The organism is Guptibacillus hwajinpoensis, assembly GCF_001039475.1.
GTDB lineage: Bacteria > Bacillota > Bacilli > Bacillales > Guptibacillaceae > Guptibacillus > Guptibacillus hwajinpoensis.
Genome location: NZ_LELK01000004.1, coordinates 1,139,110 through 1,160,424 on the forward strand (window position 1 = coordinate 1,139,110; position 21,315 = coordinate 1,160,424).

The window sequence follows — 21,315 nt, forward strand, 5'->3', positions numbered from 1 at the left end:
TCCGTGCGTTTCGTTTTTATATAGGCAAATTGGACAACATCAACGGACTCTTTTACAATAAAGTTAGAAACTAAAAGACGAGGTTATCAAATGAGCGAATTTACGTTTACAGATTACTATCATAATCAAGTCACATATTCTTTCAAAGATCATCCTTATTCTTCCGAACCTAAACATGTATGGGTGATTTGCCGTCTGGATGAGAAGTGGTTATTAACGGAACACTCGAGACGTGGAATAGAATTTCCTGGTGGTAAGGTGGAAGAGGGGGAAACGGCTGAAGACGCAGCTGTTCGTGAAGTATATGAAGAAACTGGTGGCGTAGTGAGAAACCTTCGATATGTTGGCCAGTATCGAGTAGAAGGTAAAGGTGGCACTATTATTAAGAATGTTTATTATGCTGATATTGAACGCCTTGTCGACAAGAACGACTATATGGAAACTAGAGGTCCTGTTTTGTTGAAGCATCTGCCGAAAGAACTTCATCTAAATGAACGATTTAGTTTTATGATGAAGGATCAGGTGCTTCCTTATAGTCTTGAATATCTTAATCAATCAAAGTAAAAAGCCCAGTCTCTTCCTGGGCTTTTTATTATTGGCTTCGTTGACCAGGTTCAATATGAATGTGGGCGGTTCTAATATCATAATCCTTCTCAAGGCGCGCCTCAATTTCATCTGTAATAAAATGTCCTTCCTTAATGTTTAAGTCAGGAGCTACTTCCACAATGGCATCGACAATAACACTACTACCAGCCATACGCGCTTTAATATCAACCAGTGCTTCTACACCATCGATCTCTTTAATGGTTGTTTGAATTTCGTTGAGTTTATCTGTATCAAATCCATCTGTTAGCATTAGGGAAGATTCTTTGAAAATCCCAAAAGCTGTTTTACATATGATCAGCCCGACAATAAATCCAGTAAGTGGATCGAGCCAGTACATGTGTAAACTAGCTCCGATAATGCCTATAAATGCGCCTACGCTCACAAGGGCGTCTGATAAGTTATCTTTCGCTGCGGCCATGAGGGCGTGGCTTTTTGTTTTGATAGCCAGCTTTTTATTGTAGAAGTAAACGGAACTCATTACCAAAACACCAAGTAAAGCAATCCACGCTGAGCTTAACGGTGGAGGGGACTTAGGACCTTGAATGAGAATAGAAGCTGTGTGAAAGAGTACTTGCAAACCAATTGCCATCATAACGAACGAGGCGAATAGGGAAGAAACTGTTTCAGCTCGAGAATGTCCATAAGGATGATTTCGATCACGTGGTTTAAGCGATATTTTCATTCCAATTAATATAGCAACTGATGCCACAATGTCTGAAGCATTGTTCCAACCATCTGCAAGCAAAGCCTCTGATCCCAAGAAATATCCAGCAAAAAGCTTAGCGATTGAAAGAAGCAAATATGCTGTGATGCTAATCCAGACTCCCCGCAGTGCATTCATTTTCTTCACCTGATTTCATTATTAATTATCTTCCTCTACATGCTATCAGATGGCGTTCGGGTGGGTCTAGAGCAATCATTTTGCCATCGGTTAGACGTTTAGGACCGTGTCAGTTTTGTAAGTTCTAGCTAACTAGTTTGCCCAATCCCAACAAAAAAAGCCTCTCGATAAAGAGAAGGCTAATTCTTTATTAACTTCCGTTCTAACCATTCAACTCCGAGGTACATTAGAGATGAGAAAACAGCAATCATGAAGAGACTTAATAAAACAAGCGTGAAGTTAAACACCTGAAAACCATAAATAATCATATACCCAAGTCCTTGCTTTGAAACAAGAAATTCTCCCACGATCACCCCAACCCATGACAGTCCAACATTCACTTTAAGTGTGGAGATGATCGCGGGAAAAGAAGCTGGGAGGATAACTTCAAGAAAAGTGTGTTTTTTGTTACCTCCAAAAGATTGAATCACTTTAACATAGTTAGGTTCAACGGTATGAAAGGCATGATAGATGACGAGGGTAGTGATGATAATGGAAATAGAAGCACCCATTGTAATAATGGCGAGGTAGCCGGGACCTAGAGCGACGATAATGATTGGTCCTAGAGCTACTTTCGGCATTGAATTTAAAACAACAAGGTAGGGATCTGAGATCCTTGATGCCTTCCTTGACCACCACAGTGCGGCTGCAAAGAGAGTTCCTAAAGCCGTTCCAAGGATAAATCCAGCAATTGTTTCAAGGAGAGTGACACTAGTGTGCAAAGCCAATGAGCCATCGCTTAGTTTAGCTACGAATAGAGAAGAGATTTTGCTAGGGTAACTAAACAACAATGGATCAATCCAGTTAAAGCGACCCGCTGTTTCCCAGAGCGTTAAGAAAGCTAGTAGAATGAAAAGTTGCCATCCCGTTATTTCATATTTCTCTTTCCTAAGTCGTTTAAGGTAAGCCGAGTGTTGTTTCTCAAGTTGGAGATTGTTCAAGAGAATCAAGCTCCTTCCAAATAACTTGAAAATGCTCAGCAAATTCTGGATCGTTCCGCGCATCAAATGGTATTAACTCACGTAGGTGAGAAGGCATTTGAAACGTTCTAGCGATCTTTCCAGGTCTAGGTGAAAGTAGAATGACTCGGTCTGACATCGCAATGGCCTCTCCAATATCATGAGTGACAAGGAGAGCTGATTTGTTGTGTGTTTTTAAAGTAGCGGAAACGAGATTTTCTAATTTTAACTTTGTCTGGTAATCTAGTGCCGAGAATGGCTCATCTAATAAAAGGAGGTCGGGTCCAGTTGCTAACGTACGTACAAGTGCTACACGCTGGCGCATACCGCCTGATAACTGATCGGGGTAAGCGTGCCGGACATCATATAACCCCATTTGATCAAGAAGATTTAAGGTCCCATCTATCGATTCTTTCGTGAGTCTGTTGGTTAGCTTTAAACCTATTAAACAATTGTCTTCAATTGTTTTCCATGGAAACAAATAATCTTGCTGAAGCATATATCCCATCGATTCGCCCGGTTTATGCTTAGTTTTCCCCTGTATAATAACGTTTCCTTCGGTTGGCTGTAACAGTCCAGATATTATGGAGAGTAACGTAGATTTACCGCATCCGCTTGGACCGAGCAAGGATACGAATTCACCTTCCTCAATGGAAAATGACAGGTCAGCAATGGCTTCTTTAGCTTTCGTTTTTGTTAAATAAACGTGGCTAATGCCATTAACTTGAAGGAAAGACATGAGTTCAATCCCTCCTATTTTTGCGCATCTTCTGCATAACTGTTATCTACTAACTTACTGTGATCGACTCGCTTCGGTAGTTCACCAGATTCATCCATTATATTTTGAAGGTTATTCCACTCTTCTTCATCAAGCATCGGATTTGTCGCAAAAGAATGCTGGCTTTTGTAGCGATCAACGACCGTTGTGATGAGGCCCAGTTCCGTATCAGGAAAGAATGGTTCAATTGACGTTGCGATCTCTTCCGCTGAATGAGTATCGACCCATTGCTGTGCTTCATATAGCGCTTTAGTAAATCGTTTGGCAGTGTCAGGATTTTTGTTCAGGTAACTTTCTTTGGCCATAAAGACGGTATATGGTATCTTGCCGGATTCTTTACCAAATGACGCTACGATATGCCCAACACCCTGTTCTTCGAATATGCTTGCAGTCGGTTCAAAAAGCTGAACGAAATCTCCTGTGCCTGAAGCAAATGCGCTCGAGATGTTTGCGAAATCAATATTCTGAATGAGATCGAGATCTTGTGTATTAATACCTTTGTTTCTTAAGACAAATTCACCCGCCATTTGAGGCATACCACCTTTACGTTGGCCGAGGAAGGTACTGCCTTTCAAATCTTCCCATGCAAAATGATCGATCTTTTCTCTTGAAACAAGAAAGGTGCCATCTGTTTGTGTAAGCTGAGCAAAGTTAATTACAGGATCGTTTGTTCCTTGAGCATACACATAAATAGATGTTTCTGATCCGACAAGTGCAATATCTGCTCCGTTTGAAAGTAGCGTCGTCATCGTTTTGTCGCCACCCCATGTGGTTGTTAGTTCTACATCAATTCCATGCTTTTCGAAAATGCCTTCAGAAATGGCAACATATTGTGGCGCATAGAAAATTGATCGAGTTACTTCAGCTACTCGCACTTGATCATTTTCACTGCTATTTCCACATGCAGATAGAATGATAAGAAAGAGGATACTTGTATAAAGTGTTATCCGGTTAAACCAATATTTTGTCATAATCTAGCCCCCGCTGTCACATGAAATAGGCTCATGTTTTAAGATACTATAGCCTATGTACAGGGAGGATTTGTGTGTTTGCCCCACAAACTTTGAGCATGAGAGATATTCATTTCAAACAAAAAAAGCACCCGCTAAGGTGCTTTTCACAAGTGAATTAAATGTTAGGTCCTGCTTGCTTAATTTCTTTCGATACATTAGTAAACTTCTCGAAGTTCTTTACGAATTGAGTAGCTAGTTCTTTTGCCTTTATGTCGTAACTTTCTTGATTTTCCCAAGTTTGTTTTGGTTGCAAGACTTGAGCTGGAACACCAGGGCAATGCGATGGAATATGCAAACCGAAGATTGGATCTGTTTCAGTTTCAATACGATCTAGCTCGCCGTTTAACGCAGCTTGAATCATCGCTCTTGTGTAAGATAATTTCATACGCTCACCAACACCATAGCCCCCACCAGACCAACCAGTGTTAACAAGGAATACCTGTACATCGTGCTCCATGATTTTCTCGCCCAGCATCTCAGCATAGCGATGGGCAGGTAAAGGAAGGAATGGAGCTCCAAAGCAAGTAGAGAAGGTTGCTTCAGGTGATGTTACGCCACGTTCAGTTCCTGCTAGTTTACTTGTGTATCCTGAAAGAAAATGGAACATCGCCTGTTCTTTCGTCAGCTTACTGATTGGAGGAAGTACGCCAAATGCATCAGCTGTTAAGAAAATGATCGTGTTAGGATGCCCAGCAACACTAGGAATTGCGATATTCGGAATTGCATCAATAGGGTAGGCAGCACGCGTGTTTTCGGTTAAACTCGTATTATCATAGTCCGGTTCACGTGTTTCTTCTTTCATCATGACATTTTCAAGGACGGTTCCAAATCGAATAGCATCCCATATTTGTGGTTCTTTATCTTTCGAAAGATTAATGCATTTTGCGTAACAACCGCCTTCAATATTAAACACGCCATTCATGGACCAACCATGCTCATCATCGCCAATGAGAGAACGATGGGCATCAGCTGAAAGCGTTGTCTTTCCAGTGCCGGATAAACCGAAAAACAAAGCAACATCGCCCTCTTTTCCAACGTTGGCAGAGCAGTGCATAGATAGAATGTTTCGCTCTGGAAGAATGTAATTCATAACGGTGAAAATCGATTTCTTAATTTCACCAGCGTATTCTGTTCCACCAATAAGAACGGTGCGCTTCTCAAAAGAGATAATGATAAACGTTTCTGAATTAGTACCATCTACTTCTGGATCTGCTTGGAAGCCAGGCGCAGAGATGACAGTGAATTCAGCTTCATGTTCTTTAAGTTCTGTTTCATTAGGACGGATGAATAGCTGGTGTGCGAATAGGTTATGCCATGCATATTCATTAATAACTTGGATAGGAAGTCTAGAAGACTGGTCAGCTCCAGCGAATCCTTTAAATACATAAAGATCTTTTTTCTCACCGAGATAATTCAGTACTTTTGTGTAAAGGTTTTCAAAACTTTTCTCGGAAATAGGCTGGTTTGTTTTCCAATTAATCTTATCTTTAACGGAGTCTTCATTAACAATGAACTTGTCCGCGGGAGAACGTCCAGTGTATTTTCCGGTTTCAACACGAAGTGCACCTGTCGAAGACAAAGTTCCTTCGTTTTTAAAAAGAGAATGCTCTGTAAGTTCAGAGACTGATAAATTCACATGTGGATTGTTCTTATTTAAAGTCTCATCCAATAACGGTGAGGAGAAGGAAGCTGTTTTCATACGTTAGACCCATCCTTTTTTGAAGATTTCGTTTGCTGTCTTATGCTGTCTAAATAATCTCAAAAATAGTATAACACATTTATTTAATTATTCTATACTAATTTACGTATTTTTTGCATAAAAAGAGAAAAAAAGGCTAATACCTATTTAGTTAGGCTCGACTTTAGCCTATTATTAATAGGAAGAGAGTCATATTGGATTGCTTTAGAGGAGAACTAGAAATTGTCGAAGGTGGAGTTAGCGGTGGGAATCCCCCGGCTGTTTCGCCCAATCGAGTGAGGGTATGAGTGTCGGTTGATTGGACGCAACCATATTACGGATCTGTGGGGCGGCTTTGTTTTTCGTGAGATCCATCTGCGGTGGGCAGGTCCTTGAGTCGCTTCAGGATTTCATCCGAACACAAAGAACGTGTTCCAGTTCAAGGGCTCCAATATCTCCGTTTCTGAACGCTCGTCTCCGCCTTTCGTGTCCAGCTGCAGCGGCCAGACCCTCTGTCACTTCACCCTCCAACTCGAACACAAAGACCGTGTTCAAGTTGGAGGGCTCCAGTGCCTGCCGCGTCTAAGCGGCCGCTTCCGCTTTTCGTGAGATCCAGCTGCGACTCGCAGAAACTGCGATATTTCACTCTTTNACACAAAAAGTCCAATTCAAGAGCTCCAATATCTCCGTTTCTGAACGCTCGTCTCCGCTTTTCATGTCTAGCTGCAGTGGGCAGGTCCTCTAGTCGCTTCAGGATTTCATCCGAACACAAAGAACGTGTTCAAATGAAATCCTTCCAGCGCTTGTCGGACCTAATCGCCCACTTCCGCTTTTCATGTCCAGCTGCAGCGGCCAGACCCTCTGTCACTTCACCCTCCAACTCGAACACAAAGACCGTGTTCAAGTTGGAGGGTTCCAGTGCCTGCCGCGTCTAAGCGGCCGCTTCCGCTTTTCGTGAGATCCAGCTGCGACTCGCAGAAACTGCGATATTTCACTCTTTCATCGGAACACAAAAAGCGTGTTCCAATTCAAGAGCTCCAATATCTCCGTTTCTGAACGCTCGTCTCCGCCTTTCGTTATTGACACGGTCTTTTAACTGCGTTATTATATGTCGAGAATGGATACTCTTATCCCGAGCAAGCGGAGGGACAGGCCCGATGAAGCTCAGCAACCAACTCCTATAAATTGAGGATTAAGGTGCTAACCTGCAAGACAATAGTCTTGGAAGATAAGAGGCGAAAGGCATGAGATATCAGCTCCTTTTCCCTCTACATAGAAGGAAAGGGCTTTTTTAATGTCGTTACGATTTATGATGTAATTAAATAGGTTAAACGATAAGAAATTGAATTCGTTCTCTCGTTTCGGCTAAGAATAATAGGGAAATGAGTACCGTATCCATTACTACATTATTGATAGGATCCAATTCCTTAAGGAGGTACTTGAGTGAGTAATCGTCGTTTGTTTACTTCTGAGTCAGTTACAGAGGGGCATCCTGATAAAATTTCAGATCAGATTTCAGATGCCATTCTAGATGATATTCTTGCGCATGATCCAAATGCGCGCGTAGCTTGTGAAACTACAGTAACAACCGGTCTTGTGTTAGTTTCTGGTGAAATTACAACATCCCACTATGTGGATATTCCAAAAGTCGTTCGTGAGACGATTCAAACCATTGGCTATACTCGTGCAAAGTATGGCTTTGATGCGGAAACATGTGCAGTACTTTCATCTATTGATGAGCAATCTGCAGATATAGCAGCTGGTGTAAACGTTGCTTTAGAAGCGCGTGAAGGTACGATGTCTGAAGATGAGATTGATTCAATTGGTGCAGGAGATCAAGGCTTAATGTTCGGTTATGCATGTAATGAAACGACAGAACTTATGCCACTTCCAATTTCTCTTGCTCATAAATTAGCTCGTCGATTAAGCGAAGTAAGAAAAGAAGAAATTCTTCCTTATCTTCGTCCAGACGGTAAGACACAAGTAACAGTGGAATACGATGAAACTGGCAAGCCGGTTCGTGTTGATACTATTGTTGTATCTACTCAGCACCATCCTGAGATTTCACTTGAACAGATTCAGCGCAATATTAAAGAACACGTTGTGAAACCAGTTGTTCCAGCTGAATTGATTGATGATGAAACGAAGTACTTCATCAATCCTACTGGACGCTTTGTTATTGGTGGACCACAAGGTGACGCAGGTTTGACAGGAAGAAAGATCATTGTTGATACTTACGGCGGTTATGCTCGTCACGGTGGTGGAGCATTCTCTGGTAAGGATGCAACGAAGGTAGACCGTTCTGCAGCATATGCAGCTCGTTATGTTGCAAAAAACCTTGTAGCAGCAGGTCTTGCAGACCGCTGTGAAGTTCAACTCGCTTATGCAATTGGTGTGGCTCAGCCTGTATCTATTGCGATTGATACGTTTGGAACAGGTCAAGTATCAGAAGAGCGCCTCGTTGAGCTTGTAAGAGAGAACTTTGACCTCCGCCCAGCTGGAATCATTAAGATGCTTGATCTTCGTCGCCCAATCTATAAGCAAACGGCTGCTTATGGTCATTTTGGACGTACAGATATTGAGCTTCCTTGGGAACAAACGGATCGTGCAGAATCCTTAAAACAGGGTGCTGGCATTTAATTTTCATAAAAGAGGAGCCTTAATGGCTTCTCTTTTTTTTATCGCGAGCTTAATGGAAGTAGAGTATAAATAGAGGGGATAAGTGATGGGAGATTGTGAAAGACAGAAAGCACTCATAGGGAGAAGCGTGTATATGCCATCAGAATTACTGAACCGACTGAACAGAGATCGATCCAAGTCCTTTATAGATATTAGGTCTTCCAATTGAACAATAGATCAGGTCAAATGAGTTAGCAATTTTTCTCATCTCATCGAGTGTAAACAAATTATGTCCATCTACGAGTAAAGGTAGTTTAAGACCATCTACAACCTTACCCCAGTTTACATGCTGAAGCGAAAGGATTTCTGTCATAAGCAGAAGTGCATCGCAATCCTGAACTGTTTCGTACATAGGGGAGACAGTGTTTTCTCTCAATTGGAATTCTTCTGTGATTGGATCAAACGTTCTAACGGTTGCACCTTCTTCTTCAAGTCGTTTAATTACAAAGTTAGAAGGTGGAAGAGCAGGAAAACCTTTTAGGGTGGCTGATGCAAAGATAGCAATCGTCGTTCCTTGAAGAGTACCTAGAAAATCCTTCAATTTCTGTATTAACAGCTCTGGTTGATATTGATCGATTCCCTCTAGAGCTTCAAACATTTTATTAGCTGATGATGATTCTTTAATCATTGTACGATAAGAGGCTGCTTCAACGGATTTCTCAAATCCTAGAAAGCAGGATCCAGGATGTAATGAATGATCATGGCTTCTTGGTTCTGAAGGTAGTGCTGATTGAATTGCTTCGACATCAGCTCCAAAGTTTTCTGCAACTCCAGCAATCATCGTTAAACACGATACTTTCATTGATTGGTACGTATGATAAGCATAACGCATTAATTCTGCACTCGAATGATCCATGTAAGTAAGAGCATTAGAAAGTGGAGCATAGAACGTTTCCATTATTCTGCAAGCTCGTAGAGAAGAGGTACCAAGAATGACTCTTGAGGGGAACAGGAAGTCTTTCACTGCCGATCCTTTTCTTATGAAATCAGGGTTGCTCACCACATCAAAGGAACGATCATGTAATCCTTGTTCAAGTAGAATAGCCTCTATTTCAGAAGCTGTTCCCGGTGGAACAGCGCTTTTAATAATAAAGGTTTTGTGAGTTCTGACAGTAATGGTGATCTGTCTAATGAATCGGTAGAATGCTGATAAATCAGGCTTATTATTTTCATCTACTGGAATTGGTTCAGTGAAAAGAAGGTAATCTGATTCAGATGCAGCAGTAAGTCGATTTACAGAATAACTTAATTTTCCAACTGATTTAGCTTTCATGATGAGTTCGGGTAGTCCTTCTTCATAGATTGGTAATTCTCCGGAGTTAAGCGCTGTAATTTGATCACGATCCTCATCTGTACATACTACGTCATACCCATGAGATGCAAATACAGCAGATACGGTTAAACCAATTTCATTTGCTCCAAATACTGCTAGCTTCATCACTTTTCCTCCTTTACTTTTGTTAAGCATATTGAGCAATCTTTTTCTGTCCGATTGTTGTTTCATAATCCTCTATTAGCTTTCCAAATATAGCGTCCCAAGATTGTGTAAGTGCATAACGTCGACCTTCGTATCCCATCATTTTTCTTTCTGTTTGATCCAATAGGAGTCGACGAATCGCTTGGATATACTCGCCTTCATCATAAGGTGAGCAGAGGAGACCGTTTCGTTGATTTGATATAACGTCTGTTAACCCCCCGGCGTTTGCTGCGATGACAGGAGTCCCCGATGCGAGTGATTCTAACGCTACATTACCAAACGTTTCAGTTGCGGATGGAAAGAGAAATAGATCAGCTGTAGCGTATAGTTCAGCTAGCTCAACTCCCTGCTTGTAGCCTGTGAAGGTTACATTCGAAGGTAGGTTTTCTTGAAAATGAGGCATTGCTGGTCCATCTCCTACAACAAGCCATCTGATCTCTCGCTTCATTTCTTTCGGAAGCTTCCACATTATCTTTTGGAGCGTGCCAAGGTTTTTTTCTGGTGCAAGCCTGCTGACAAATAGAAGGATGTACTTCTCCTTAATTTGATATCGTTCTCGAATTGATGCGTTGTTTCTACGTGGAGAATAAAGATCACAATCAACCCCACGTCGCCATAAGTGTAAATTCTCAAAGCCCTGACTACTTAAGCGATTACGTGTTTCTGTGGATGGAACGAAGATCGATGAAAAGGGTTGATGAAACCACATCATGTATTTCCAAACAAATGGAGACAACAAGTCAAGACGATAGTGCTCTAAGTAATCCTCGAAATTCGTGTGATACGAAGCGACCATAGGAATGTTAAGCTTTTTCCCATAGTGAAGACCACTTAGTCCGATGTTAAATGGAGTTGCGATATGAAGCAGGTCTGGAGAAAATCCCCGTAACTGTTTTCGTATCATGTTAAGTTTCGGTAAAGCGATTCGACATTCTGGATATAGAAAGAATTTCATACTTGCAAATCGATGTATATTACTTGAGAAGAGATCTTCCTCTGTCTGGCAATCGGGCGCGAATAACATATATTCGACCTGTTGTTTATCCATATAGGAAGTTAATTTACCGAGTGTACGTGATACACCATTTACTTGAGGAAAATACGTGTCCGTAAAAAGTGCAAGCTTCATACTAGTACCTCCCGTTTCATGTTTTAACCGAATAAAATTGATACAAGAACGCCACTCCCGCTCCCAAGTAAAGCCCCAACTAAGACATCGGAAGGATAATGATGACCTAGATAAATTCGCGACAGCCCAACAAGACTTGCGAGAGTAAGTAAAGGAATGAAAAGCGAAGGTACGTGTAACATAAACGGTGTTAAAACAGAGAAAACAGCTGTCGTATGACCCGACGGAAATGAATGGTCTTTAAGTGGAAGCACGAGCATCTTCGTTTCTGGAATAGAAAGATAAGGGCGGTGTCTCGGGTAGTATTTCTTGATTAAATGAACAGGCAAGTGACTAATTGTAAGTGCAATCGCGCTCTGAATTGCCCATAAACTAGATGGAGAAGGTAAGAATAGACACAACAAAAGAGTACTAAGAATCGTCGCCCTAGCCCCACCAACATGCGTAACCCAACCAAAAAAAGAAGTCAGAAATCGAGAATGACACCTTAAATTCACAAACCGAAACACCGAACACTCCTGCTCATAAAGCCACCAAACTACTCTGCCCAAAAAGAATCCCCCTTAAGGTATATGTTACTTCTATCTTAAAGAGGAAATATAATGGTAGTATTAAAGAAAATTAAAATGATTGTTAAGATGAAAAGCGAAAGCGGCCGTTTAGGGTCGACAAGCGCTGGAACCTCCCTACTGGAACACGCCCTTTGTGTTCTAGAAGGGAGTTGAAGCGATCGAGACCCTGGCCGCTGCAGCTGGACAAGAAAAGCGGAGACGAGCGTTTAGAAACGGAGATATTGGAACTCTTGAATTGGAACACGTTCTTTGTGTTCAGATTGAAAGGCGAAGTGACCGAGGGTCTGCCCACTGCAGCTAGACACCAAAAGCGGAGCCAAGCGTTTAGTAAGAAGTTGCATTTAAACCATCAAAAAAAGACCAGAAAAACTCTCCTGATCTTTTCTTTAAAGTAATGTGAAATAAATGACGTATCCAATCGCAAGTGCGGTTGCAACGATATACACAAGGAAGATCGGATTGCTGAAGTAGGACGATTTAGCTCGGGCGTTTCCCTGGTTATCGTATTCACCTTTTTGGTTATTGCCAAGTCGATAAGTCATAAAAGCCCCTATTAATAACGTGATAACAACTAACACGATTAAGACGAGGGTCAGTTTGTACATAGAAGGCACCTCTATCCAATAGGATTGTATTGGTAACCTTCCTCAAACCTACATGAAATATGCACAATTCTAGAGTGGTTTCTGATCTTTGTAGTAAGCTGCTTTTTCTACATATTCATTTCGAATTCGCTCCATATCAAGTAGATCTTCTTGTGTTAATTCTCTTACGACTTTTGCAGGTCGTCCGAAGGCGAGTGAGTTCGGTGGGATTTTCTTTCCGGGCGGAACAAGACTACCGGCACCAATAAAAGCTCCTTCACCAATTTCCGCACCATCAAGAACGATGGATCCCATTCCAATAAGTGCATTTTTTCGAATAATACTGCTATGAAGAATAACCTGATGTCCAACAGTAACGCCGTCTTCTAGGATAAGCTTTTTGTTAGGGCTTTGATGGAGAACGCAATTGTCTTGAATATTTACTCTTGAACCAATCTCTGTAGGAGCTACATCTCCGCGAATAGTGGTGTTAAACCAGATGCTACTTTGCTCACCAATTGTCACATCCCCTGTAATGGTAGTATAATCCGCAATATAGACTGATTCATGTATCGAAGGTTTTTTATCTCGATAAGCGTAGAGCATTTCAATCCCAACTTTCCTTTATAATATATGAAATCCTTTTCAAACGTAGTTTATCAAAAAGCGACGACCTACATAAGGGGGCTTATAACAATGAGAATTAAAGAAGCGCAATATGCAAAGGGAGTTATTGTTTTAGTTCATGGAGCTAATGAACATCATCGCCGCTACGATTGGCTTGTCTCAAAATGGATTGAGGCAGATTATCACGTAGTACTTGGTGATTTACCTGGTCAGGGAGAGAGCACAAGACGACGCGGGCACATTGATTCATTTGATCAGTATATCGAAACAATTGATAAATGGATTAAACGAGCATTTGAATATGAACTACCAGTTTTTTTACTCGGCCACAGTATGGGTGGGCTAGCAACAATTCGTACGATTATGGAAAAAAGACCTTCCCTAACAGGTGTCATTTTGTCCTCACCTTGTATTGGTCTTGTAAATCCACCGAATAAAGGAGTAGATCTTCTTTCGAAAATGTTAAATCCTATCGTTCCTACACTTAGATTAAATTCCAAAATCGAATCGAATATTGGAACGAGGAATACGGAATTTCATACTCGAGATCAGGAAGATCCTTTAATGGTTCATAAAGTATCTGTAAGATGGTATCGAGAACTTCTTAAGGCGATGAAAATTGCAAACGAAGGATCTAAATCTTTTCAGAATTTACCATTGCTTGTCTTACAAGGCGGTGATGATCGAATTGTTGATAAACATGCAGTGAGATCATGGTTCAATCGGATCCCATTAACAGAGAAGTCCTATAAAGAATGGGATGGACTTTATCATGAAGTGTTTAATGAACCAGAGCGTGATACAGTTTTTAAAACAGCCCAAGCGTTTGTTGAGTTGAAACTTGAATTATTGGATTATCAAGCAAACGACCAAGAAGGCAAATAAATGATACAGGAGTGGAATCGGTTGAAAGTACCAAGTCATCCCTGGACGTTAATGTACAGTATATACAAACGCGTATTACCAAGAATTCATCAAGAGCTTGATCACTGGAAAAGGAGAGCTCAGGAAATTCCTGATTCCGAATTAAGAAAGCAAGCTCTCGCGAGTATTGAATCTAAGACGTTTCACTGCGAAGGAGGTGCGATTTATGGTCTTCTTGCAGGAAATCAGATTGGTAAATCGATTGAATTCGTAGCAGCTTATCAAACGATCAGCGACTACTTAGATAACTTATGTGATCGTAGTACTTCATTAGATCCTCAAGACTTCAGTGCATTGCATGAATCAATGGTCGAGGCACTTTCCCCGGAAATTAAAGCTTCTAATAATTATTATCGATATAGAAAGGAACAAGATGATGGGGGTTATTTACTAGCACTCGTAGAAACGTGTCAAAATGTTATCAGACAACTACCTAACCGTGAAGAAGTGCAACCACCATTACTCGAACTTTGTCATTACTATTGCGACCTACAAGTACATAAGCATGTGACTGAGGAAGACAGAGTCCCAAGATTACAAAGCTGGTTTGATCAACATAAACCACAGTTACCTGATATGACCTGGAATGAATTCTCAGCGTGTGCAGGGTCAACACTAGGGATTTTCTGTCTTGTTTCTTATTCACTTGGGAACAACCTTCCTAAAGGTGGAACAGCTGTTATAAAAGATGGCTATTTCCCTTGGGTACAAGGCCTTCACATTATGCTCGATTACTTTATTGATCAGGAGGAAGATCGAGTCGGTGGAGATTTGAATTTCTGTTTTTATTATAAAGATAATGATGAGCTAGCACGCCGTGTTGCTCACTTTATTAAAGAAGCTGATCGAAGTGTTGAAGGACTGCCGCACGCTTCCTTTCACCGTCTTATAAACAAAGGATTGCTCGGCATATATCTTGCTGATCGAAAAGTAACAGAACAAAAAGATGTTCGTTCTTTAGCCCGCAAGATTATTCGAAAAGGCGGCCGATCAAGCATCTTCTTCTACTTTAATGGGTGGGTGTATAGAAGGCTTCACAAAGCTTCGCAATAAACCACGTATAAAATATGCTGTTTCGTGAGAAAAGAAGCCTATAGGATTTTGAAAGGGGTTCTTTATATGAAGAAGCGCTATTACGTCGCTGTGAGCTCAGGTGAAATATTAGAAGAACAGGGAGCATCTAGCTATAATTTTGAAATAGACGCGGATGAGGCAGATGTTTTCAAGTTAAGCGAGCTATTTGATATAACTGACACAGACAGTCGGCTTTCTCTTTATCGCGCTCACGTACCAGCAATGAGCTACCATGAGGATAAAAACAACGATGATTATGATGATCATATGAAGCAAATTTATCAGCTTATTCACGACCTTGGAACAAAGAGAACGCGAGATCACATCGAATCAATGGGAATTCTAGAGTAAACATAGAAAAAAGCCGGTGCAGGTGCACTGGCTTTATTTCTTACTGATAGCAAGAATATAAGGTGGCTCATTGATTTGGTTAATAAACTGATATTTAAGAACCTGAAAGTCAGATTGCGAAAGATCTGATGCAAAGTCGGTAACCATTTCACTCTCGATTTTTCCTTCAGGATGTCCCGGATAAACGACCAGGATGAGTAAACCACCTGATCGAAGAAGAGTTAGCATGTCTGTTACTGCTTGTAATGTTTCTTCTGGTTTCGTCACAATGGACTTGTCTCCACCTGGTAGGTATCCAAGGTTAAAGATAGCGGCTGAAACCCTTCCGATATCCTCAGGGTCCATTACGTCTTTTACTGTCGCATGACTTGCGTGGGTTAGTATAACTTGTGCCGTTTGTTCAGCATCCAAAAGCCGTTGATAGGTTGACTCTAAAGCATCCTTTTGGATATCAAATCCGTATACTTTGCCCGTTTTGCCAACAGATTTAGCAAGAAAAAGCGTATCATGGCCGTTGCCACAAGTGCCGTCAATGGTGACGTCGCCTTCAGTGAGAACGTCATTTAGAAGTGTTCTTGTAAAAGGTAATATTCGCTCTAGCGTCATGTTGTATGAATCCTTTCTGATGAATAAAATTTACCTTGCCAGCTGTTTCGTTTGATCAGCTCGGTCTGGATTGCATTTAAGACACTGAATTTGTTCATACTCCACATAGGTCCGATGAGTAAGTCAGCTGGACCATCTCCTGTCAATCGATGAATAACCATATTTGGTGGAAGAATTTCTAGTTGGTCAACTACCAGATTTACATAAGTATCTTGATCAAGAAATTCGAGTCTGCCTTTTTCATATTGCTTCACCATCGCAGTCTTTTTGAGTAGATGAAGAAGATGGATCTTAATCCCCTGTACGTCTAACTTAGCTACTGCTAGTGCTGTTTCCATCATCATTTGAGGTGTTTCCTCCGGCAGTCCATTAATGATGTGTGAGACAACAGTTATGTTATGCTTACGAAGTTTTTCAACACCTTCAACATAACAAGTAAAGTCATGTGCGCGATTGATTAATTCGCCTGTTTGATCATGAACCGTTTGTAGACCTAGTTCGACGATAAGATATGTTCGTTCGTTTAATTCGGCAAGGTAATCGATAACATCGTCAGGTAAGCAATCGGGTCTTGTAGCAATTGAAAGTCCAACAACATCATCCTGTTTTAATATGATTTCGAACTTATTCCGCAACTCTTCAACAGGAGCATATGTATTTGTGTATGCTTGAAAGTACCCAAGGTATTTTGCGCCTTTCCATTTACGCCCGCTTGTCCTGTTTTTGATTGTCTGAAATTGTGTAGCAAGATCTTCTCGTCGATCTCCCGCAAAATCACCTGAGCCACTGACACTGCAAAAAGTACAGCCACCATGTGCAACCTTACCATCTCGGTTAGGACAATCAAATCCTCCATCTAACGGAACTTTCATAACGCGATGTCCAAATTTATGTTGAAGAAAGGTATTAAGTGTATAGTATCGTTTTTCTGAACCAAAATAAGTTGGTATATCTAGTTGATGTGGATCCATTATGACTCCTCTCGTGGGCTATAAACCCTAAATGACTAATTTCACTTTACCACTTCCAAGGTTAATCCTCCAATAGCCTATTCTTTAGTTTAGGAATAAATGGTTCGTGGTACATGCAAGTATCATGTAGAAAGAGGTGATCATATGGAACGTAATGAAAAGCGCCATAAAAAAGGAGAAACAAATAATCCAGAGCAACTTCCAGATGAAGAAAGGAATCAGCTCGATCGTGATGATGCAGAAATGAATGTTGATGCTATTCCACTGGAAGATTTAAAGGAAGAAGAGAAAGAAGAAAAAGACAAACCTCATTCCAAAGATGATTCAGCTAGTCAAAAGAAATATAGAGAAGGATAACGCACCGATCTTGGTGCGTTTTTTTTGTTGGAACCATCGCAAGGTCATAAATAGTTATGGTGTCGTATTGATTGCATCGCTTTTCACCCTTTTTTATGATAAGGATTACGAGAAAATCCAACAGTTGAGGAAACACTGCCACATGTATAAAAAACGAAAACATCGTCTATTCTGATAATGTTCTTGACAATCTTCACAAGTCTTCATACAATGAAAATTATATACGTAATTTATCGAAACCAAAGATTATGATAAGGAATAGTAATAAAGATTCTATTACTAGAGAGTTAACGGTTGGTGGAAGTTAACATAGAACTTTTATGAACTCGCCTTTGAATCGGAACCTGAATGGAGTAAGGTTACCCGTATGCCTGCGTTAAAGGTTTGAAGTGAGTGCTGATTCTAGCACTAAGCCGGGTGGTACCGCGGGTGATTATGAATTTTAGATTCAGAACCTCTCGTCCCTGTTGATAAACAACGGGGACGAGAGGTTTTTTTGTTTTTTTGGGCTATGTTAATGAACAGTGTTGATTTTCGGCTCATTCGATGAATCAATAATATGAGCTAACATAGTCATTTTTTTAAGGACTGGAAGGAGAGAGTAGCAATGGCATTTGATCACAAAACAATTGAGAAGAAGTGGCAGCACTACTGGGAAACAAAGAAAACATTTAAAACAGATCATGACGCAAGTGGAGAGAAAGTATATATTCTCGACATGTTCCCCTATCCATCTGGAGCGGGTCTTCATGTAGGACATCCTGAAGGCTATACTGCGACTGATATACTGTCCCGTATGAAGCGAATGCAGGGCTATAATGTGCTCCATCCAATCGGCTGGGATGCATTTGGGCTTCCCGCAGAACAATATGCGCTAGATACTGGAAACAACCCGAGAGATTTCACACAAACAAACATTGATACATTCCGTCGACAAATTAAAGAACTAGGTTTCTCATACGACTGGGATCGAGAAGTTAACACAACTGATCCGAGCTACTATAAGTGGACGCAGTGGATTTTCACAAAGCTATATGAAAAAGGACTTGCTTATGTAGACGAAGTTGCTGTGAACTGGTGTCCGGCTCTTGGGACGGTGCTTGCCAACGAAGAAGTCATTGATGGTTTAAGTGAACGTGGTGGCCATCCTGTCGTACGCAAACCAATGAAACAATGGGTTCTTAAAATTACAGAATATGCAGATCGTTTACTGGAAGACCTTGAAGAGCTTGATTGGTCAGAAAGTATTAAAGAAATGCAGCGTAACTGGATCGGTAAATCTGAAGGAGCAGAAGTGACATTCAAAATTGATGGTCATGATGAATCCATCGACGTATTCACAACGCGCCCAGATACATTATTTGGTGCTACCTATATGGTACTTGCACCAGAACATCCTCTTGTGCAGCAGATTGCAACTGAAGAGCAACTAGCTAAAGTAGATAGCTACCGTTCAAAAGTGCAAACTAAGAGTGATCTTGAGCGCACCGAATTGTCGAAAGAAAAGACTGGTGAGTTTACAGGAGCTTATGCGATTAACCCAATTAATAATGAGAAGCTTCCGATTTGGGTGGCGGATTATGTGTTAATGACATATGGAACAGGTGCCATTATGGCTGTTCCTGCACATGATGAGCGTGATTATGAATTTGCGACAACGTTTGACTTGCCAATTATTGAAGTTGTAGCAGGTGGAGATGTATTGAATGAAGCTTATACAGAAGATGGAAAGCATGTTAATTCTGATTTCTTAAACGATCTAGAGAAAGAAGAAGCCATTACGAAGAGTATCGAATGGCTAGAGGAAAAGGGTAAAGGTAAGAAAAAAACGACGTACCGTCTACGAGACTGGTTATTTAGTCGTCAACGTTACTGGGGCGAGCCTATTCCAATCATCCACTGGGAAGATGGCACAATGAGTGCAGTACCGGAAGAACAGCTTCCAGTTGTACTTCCTGAAACAACTGAGATTAAACCTTCAGGTACTGGTGAATCACCACTTGCTAACATAGAGGACTGGTTGAACGTTGTTGATCCAGAGACAGGTAAAAAAGGTCGTCGTGAAACAAATACTATGCCGCAATGGGCTGGTAGCTGCTGGTATTACCTTCGCTACATTGATCCTGATAACGATGAAATGTTAGCTGATCCGAAGAAATTGGATGAATGGCTACCAGTAGATATGTATATTGGTGGAGCTGAGCATGCTGTTCTTCACTTGCTATATGCCCGTTTCTGGCATAAAGTTCTTTATGATATTGGCGTTGTACCTACGAAAGAGCCTTTCCAGCGTCTTCGTAATCAGGGGATGATTCTTGGAGAAAACAATGAGAAAATGAGTAAATCCAAAGGTAATGTTGTAAACCCTGATGAGATAGTAGAAAGTCACGGAGCTGACACGCTTCGTCTTTATGAAATGTTTATGGGGCCTTTCGAAGGGTCAATCGCATGGTCTAACAATGGACTTGATGGTGCTCGTCGATTCCTTGACCGTGTATGGCGATTGTTTGGTGAAGGTGATATTAGTAAGTCATCACTCTCTGAAACGGATTCAAGTGAAGAAATGGAACGTGTTTACCACGAAACTGTGAAGAAAGTTACTGAAGATATGGAAGGTTTACGTTTCAATACGGCCGTTTCTCAAATGATGGTCTTCGTTAATGAAGCGTATAAGCAGGAAACCGTATCAGTCAGCTTAATGGAAGGCTTTGTTAAGCTACTTTCACCGATTGCTCCACACCTTGCTGAAGAGCTTTGGAGTGCACTAGGGCACGAAGAAACGTTAGCTTATGCAAATTGGCCAATGTTTGATGAAAGCAAGTTAGTCGAGGATGAAGTTGAAATTGTTGTCCAAATTAACGGCAAGCTTCGCGCAAAAATTTCTATTCCAGCTGAAGCATCTCGTGACGAAATGCAGGAAATTGCACTAGAGCATGAGAAAATTAAAGGCCAACTTGACGGCAAGACGCTTCGTAAAGTGATTGCTGTTCCAGGAAAACTTGTTAATATAGTTGCCAATTAACCCGAAACCCCTCTTCTTTTTTAGCAGAAGAGGGGTTTTAAAAATGGAAGGTTGAATAACCACCCGAAGTGGGAAAGAATACTACTATACGTAAGTTAGATTTCTTGTATTGAAAGTACGAATCATGTACGATTGATTTTGTTGAAGTAAATAATAATGAAAAATCATATGATATGTATCGAAAGGGGTATGTTTTTCTATGAGTAATGAAATTAAGACAGTAACACCTGAAGAGGTTCAAGCGCTATTAAATCAAGGTAAAAATGTTTCATTAATTGATGTACGTGAGGATGAAGAAGTGGAAGAAGGTATTATTCCTGAAGCGACTCACATTCGTCTTGGTACACTTCCGGAACGTCTTGACGAAATAAACAAAGATGAAGAGCATATTATGATTTGTCGATCTGGTCGACGCAGTGAACGTGCTTGTGAATATCTGCAAGAAGCTGGATATGAAGTGAAGAACATGGTTGGCGGTATGATGAAATGGGAGGGTAAGGTTAAGTAGCCCTTCCTGAAAAGGAGAGAAAACGAATGGCAATAGTGGGAACGGCTGTAGCTGCTTTTGCAGCATTCATATTAGGTTTATGGAAAGTTGTTTATCCTTATTCTTATATGAAGCCGATTAACCTTGATCGGTTTGACGATGATAAATACTGTCTGATCGATGTGAGAGATTACATTCTTTCACATAGAATGCCGTATGAGAAAGCAAAAAATATCCCGCTTTCTTACCTGGGAAGACAAACAAGAGAAAAAGAAGTTTGTGATAAAGATATCGTTGTACTTGCAGAAGATCGTAAGGCAGCAAGACTTGCTGTAAAGATCTTAATGAAGCAGCGCAAACAACAGATTTATTACATGACAGTTACCTCTTAATTGTTACGAGCGCCTTGTGGAATGAGTTATCCATAAAGGCGCTTTGCTGGAGCCTTAATCCAAGTAAGTTGATAAGATTAATAAATCATAGCACTTTTTTCTTCTTTATCCAAGCATATTGACTTAAAATCATTTGTTTGTGTTCTTCA

Annotated in this window: 21 protein-coding genes, 1 riboswitch and 1 other annotated feature; of the genes, 9 read left to right on the top strand and 12 right to left on the bottom strand. The window is 40.9% G+C overall.

Annotated elements, in window-relative coordinates:
• Positions 1-90: 90 nt before the first annotated feature.
• Positions 91-564 (top strand): RNA deprotection pyrophosphohydrolase, encoded by a 474-nt coding sequence (gene ytkD / locus AB986_RS15690; protein WP_048312202.1) that lies wholly within the window; start codon positions 91-93, stop codon positions 562-564.
• 28 nt (positions 565-592) lie between these two features.
• On the opposite strand, the gene AB986_RS15695 is transcribed toward ytkD, so the two are convergent.
• The 5 genes from AB986_RS15695 to pckA form a co-directional block, all read right to left on the bottom strand.
• Positions 593-1,447 (bottom strand): cation diffusion facilitator family transporter, encoded by an 855-nt coding sequence (locus tag AB986_RS15695; protein ID WP_152671012.1) that lies wholly within the window; start codon positions 1,445-1,447, stop codon positions 593-595.
• Positions 1,448-1,626: 179 nt separating this feature from the next.
• Entirely contained in the window at positions 1,627-2,427 is an 801-nt protein-coding gene (locus AB986_RS15700; protein WP_048312205.1) for an ABC transporter permease, read from the bottom strand.
• Positions 2,408-3,184 carry an ABC transporter ATP-binding protein gene (locus tag AB986_RS15705; protein ID WP_048312206.1) on the bottom strand — a complete coding sequence of 259 codons (777 nt, stop codon included), beginning with the start codon at positions 3,182-3,184 and terminating at the stop codon, positions 2,408-2,410. Before AB986_RS15705 ends, AB986_RS15700 begins: the two co-directional genes overlap by 20 nt.
• 14 nt (positions 3,185-3,198) lie before the next feature.
• Positions 3,199-4,194: an ABC transporter substrate-binding protein gene (locus AB986_RS15710; RefSeq protein ID WP_048312207.1), complete on the bottom strand. Its 996-nt coding sequence runs from the start codon at positions 4,192-4,194 to the stop codon at positions 3,199-3,201.
• 157 nt (positions 4,195-4,351) lie between these two features.
• Positions 4,352-5,935 (bottom strand): phosphoenolpyruvate carboxykinase (ATP), encoded by a 1,584-nt coding sequence (gene pckA / locus AB986_RS15715; RefSeq protein ID WP_048312208.1) that lies wholly within the window; start codon positions 5,933-5,935, stop codon positions 4,352-4,354.
• 1,103 nt (positions 5,936-7,038) lie between these two features.
• Positions 7,039-7,149, top strand: a riboswitch (SAM riboswitch).
• Between the two features lie 208 nt (positions 7,150-7,357).
• On the opposite strand from pckA, the gene metK reads away from it, so the two are divergent.
• Complete coding sequence (gene metK / locus AB986_RS15720) at positions 7,358-8,554, top strand: methionine adenosyltransferase (RefSeq protein ID WP_048312209.1); 1,197 nt, start codon at positions 7,358-7,360, stop codon at positions 8,552-8,554.
• Between the two features lie 145 nt (positions 8,555-8,699).
• Here the strand turns inward: metK and AB986_RS15725 are convergent, their stop codons facing one another.
• The 5 genes from AB986_RS15725 to AB986_RS15750 form a co-directional block, all read right to left on the bottom strand.
• A complete protein-coding gene (locus AB986_RS15725) occupies positions 8,700-10,031 on the bottom strand; it encodes a nucleotide sugar dehydrogenase (protein WP_048312210.1) in 1,332 nt (443 codons plus the stop codon).
• A gap of 22 nt (positions 10,032-10,053) precedes the next feature.
• Complete coding sequence (locus tag AB986_RS15730; protein WP_048312211.1) at positions 10,054-11,199, bottom strand: glycosyltransferase family 4 protein; 1,146 nt, start codon at positions 11,197-11,199, stop codon at positions 10,054-10,056.
• A 23-nt stretch (positions 11,200-11,222) separates the two neighbouring features.
• Positions 11,223-11,750 (bottom strand): phosphatase PAP2 family protein, encoded by a 528-nt coding sequence (locus AB986_RS15735; protein WP_048312212.1) that lies wholly within the window; start codon positions 11,748-11,750, stop codon positions 11,223-11,225.
• Between the two features lie 407 nt (positions 11,751-12,157).
• Positions 12,158-12,376 (bottom strand): hypothetical protein, encoded by a 219-nt coding sequence (locus AB986_RS15745; RefSeq protein ID WP_048312216.1) that lies wholly within the window; start codon positions 12,374-12,376, stop codon positions 12,158-12,160.
• A gap of 69 nt (positions 12,377-12,445) precedes the next feature.
• Positions 12,446-12,961 (bottom strand): gamma carbonic anhydrase, encoded by a 516-nt coding sequence (locus AB986_RS15750; protein WP_048312218.1) that lies wholly within the window; start codon positions 12,959-12,961, stop codon positions 12,446-12,448.
• 90 nt (positions 12,962-13,051) lie between these two features.
• Between AB986_RS15750 and AB986_RS15755 the strand changes: the two genes are divergently transcribed.
• The 3 genes from AB986_RS15755 to AB986_RS15765 all read left to right on the top strand — a co-directional run bounded on the left by AB986_RS15755 (position 13,052) and on the right by AB986_RS15765 (position 15,331).
• Positions 13,052-13,867: an alpha/beta hydrolase gene (locus AB986_RS15755; RefSeq protein WP_048312220.1), complete on the top strand. Its 816-nt coding sequence runs from the start codon at positions 13,052-13,054 to the stop codon at positions 13,865-13,867.
• Positions 13,868-13,888: 21 nt separating this feature from the next.
• On the top strand, positions 13,889-14,959 hold the full coding sequence (locus AB986_RS15760) for a tetraprenyl-beta-curcumene synthase family protein (RefSeq protein WP_048312936.1): 1,071 nt from the start codon (positions 13,889-13,891) through the stop codon (positions 14,957-14,959).
• Positions 14,960-15,025: 66 nt separating this feature from the next.
• Positions 15,026-15,331 (top strand): hypothetical protein, encoded by a 306-nt coding sequence (locus AB986_RS15765; protein ID WP_048312222.1) that lies wholly within the window; start codon positions 15,026-15,028, stop codon positions 15,329-15,331.
• Between the two features lie 33 nt (positions 15,332-15,364).
• Here AB986_RS15765 and mnmM read toward each other — a convergent pair whose 3' ends face one another.
• Both mnmM and mnmL read right to left on the bottom strand, forming a co-directional pair.
• Positions 15,365-15,937, bottom strand: a complete 573-nt coding sequence (gene mnmM, locus AB986_RS15770) for a tRNA 5-(aminomethyl)-2-thiouridylate-methyltransferase MnmM (protein WP_048312224.1) — start codon at positions 15,935-15,937, stop codon at positions 15,365-15,367.
• Entirely contained in the window at positions 15,934-16,908 is a 975-nt protein-coding gene (gene mnmL / locus AB986_RS15775) for a tRNA modification radical SAM protein MnmL/YtqA (RefSeq protein ID WP_048312226.1), read from the bottom strand. The genes mnmM and mnmL overlap by 4 nt, the downstream gene beginning before the upstream one ends.
• 144 nt (positions 16,909-17,052) lie before the next feature.
• Here mnmL and AB986_RS15780 point away from each other — a divergent pair, with 144 nt between their 5' ends.
• The 4 genes from AB986_RS15780 (at position 17,053) to AB986_RS15795 (ending at position 21,166) form a co-directional block, all read left to right on the top strand.
• Positions 17,053-17,265: a hypothetical protein gene (locus tag AB986_RS15780; protein WP_048312227.1), complete on the top strand. Its 213-nt coding sequence runs from the start codon at positions 17,053-17,055 to the stop codon at positions 17,263-17,265.
• A gap of 239 nt (positions 17,266-17,504) precedes the next feature.
• Positions 17,505-17,734, top strand: a binding site (T-box leader).
• A gap of 138 nt (positions 17,735-17,872) precedes the next feature.
• Positions 17,873-20,287 (top strand): leucine--tRNA ligase, encoded by a 2,415-nt coding sequence (gene leuS / locus AB986_RS15785; RefSeq protein WP_048312228.1) that lies wholly within the window; start codon positions 17,873-17,875, stop codon positions 20,285-20,287.
• A gap of 199 nt (positions 20,288-20,486) precedes the next feature.
• The gene (locus AB986_RS15790) at positions 20,487-20,795 is read left to right on the top strand and encodes a rhodanese-like domain-containing protein (RefSeq protein ID WP_048312229.1); all 309 of its coding nucleotides are present in this window, start codon (positions 20,487-20,489) and stop codon (positions 20,793-20,795) included.
• A 26-nt stretch (positions 20,796-20,821) separates the two neighbouring features.
• Positions 20,822-21,166 (top strand): rhodanese-like domain-containing protein, encoded by a 345-nt coding sequence (locus tag AB986_RS15795; protein ID WP_048312230.1) that lies wholly within the window; start codon positions 20,822-20,824, stop codon positions 21,164-21,166.
• The last annotated feature ends 149 nt before the right edge of the window (positions 21,167-21,315 follow it).

Coding starts and splice junctions, on each gene's coding strand:
- ytkD (WP_048312202.1), top strand. CDS start 91: ATGAGCGAATTTACGTTTACAGATTACTATCATAATCAAGTCACATAT.
- AB986_RS15695 (WP_152671012.1), bottom strand. CDS start 1,447: ATGAATGCACTGCGGGGAGTCTGGATTAGCATCACAGCATATTTGCTT.
- AB986_RS15705 (WP_048312206.1), bottom strand. CDS start 3,184: ATGTCTTTCCTTCAAGTTAATGGCATTAGCCACGTTTATTTAACAAAA.
- AB986_RS15710 (WP_048312207.1), bottom strand. CDS start 4,194: ATGACAAAATATTGGTTTAACCGGATAACACTTTATACAAGTATCCTC.
- pckA (WP_048312208.1), bottom strand. CDS start 5,935: ATGAAAACAGCTTCCTTCTCCTCACCGTTATTGGATGAGACTTTAAAT.
- AB986_RS15725 (WP_048312210.1), bottom strand. CDS start 10,031: ATGAAGCTAGCAGTATTTGGAGCAAATGAAATTGGTTTAACCGTATCT.
- AB986_RS15730 (WP_048312211.1), bottom strand. CDS start 11,199: ATGAAGCTTGCACTTTTTACGGACACGTATTTTCCTCAAGTAAATGGT.
- AB986_RS15745 (WP_048312216.1), bottom strand. CDS start 12,376: ATGTACAAACTGACCCTCGTCTTAATCGTGTTAGTTGTTATCACGTTA.
- AB986_RS15750 (WP_048312218.1), bottom strand. CDS start 12,961: ATGCTCTACGCTTATCGAGATAAAAAACCTTCGATACATGAATCAGTC.
- AB986_RS15755 (WP_048312220.1), top strand. CDS start 13,052: ATGAGAATTAAAGAAGCGCAATATGCAAAGGGAGTTATTGTTTTAGTT.
- AB986_RS15765 (WP_048312222.1), top strand. CDS start 15,026: ATGAAGAAGCGCTATTACGTCGCTGTGAGCTCAGGTGAAATATTAGAA.
- mnmM (WP_048312224.1), bottom strand. CDS start 15,937: ATGACGCTAGAGCGAATATTACCTTTTACAAGAACACTTCTAAATGAC.
- mnmL (WP_048312226.1), bottom strand. CDS start 16,908: ATGGATCCACATCAACTAGATATACCAACTTATTTTGGTTCAGAAAAA.
- AB986_RS15780 (WP_048312227.1), top strand. CDS start 17,053: ATGGAACGTAATGAAAAGCGCCATAAAAAAGGAGAAACAAATAATCCA.
- leuS (WP_048312228.1), top strand. CDS start 17,873: ATGGCATTTGATCACAAAACAATTGAGAAGAAGTGGCAGCACTACTGG.
- AB986_RS15790 (WP_048312229.1), top strand. CDS start 20,487: ATGAGTAATGAAATTAAGACAGTAACACCTGAAGAGGTTCAAGCGCTA.
- AB986_RS15795 (WP_048312230.1), top strand. CDS start 20,822: ATGGCAATAGTGGGAACGGCTGTAGCTGCTTTTGCAGCATTCATATTA.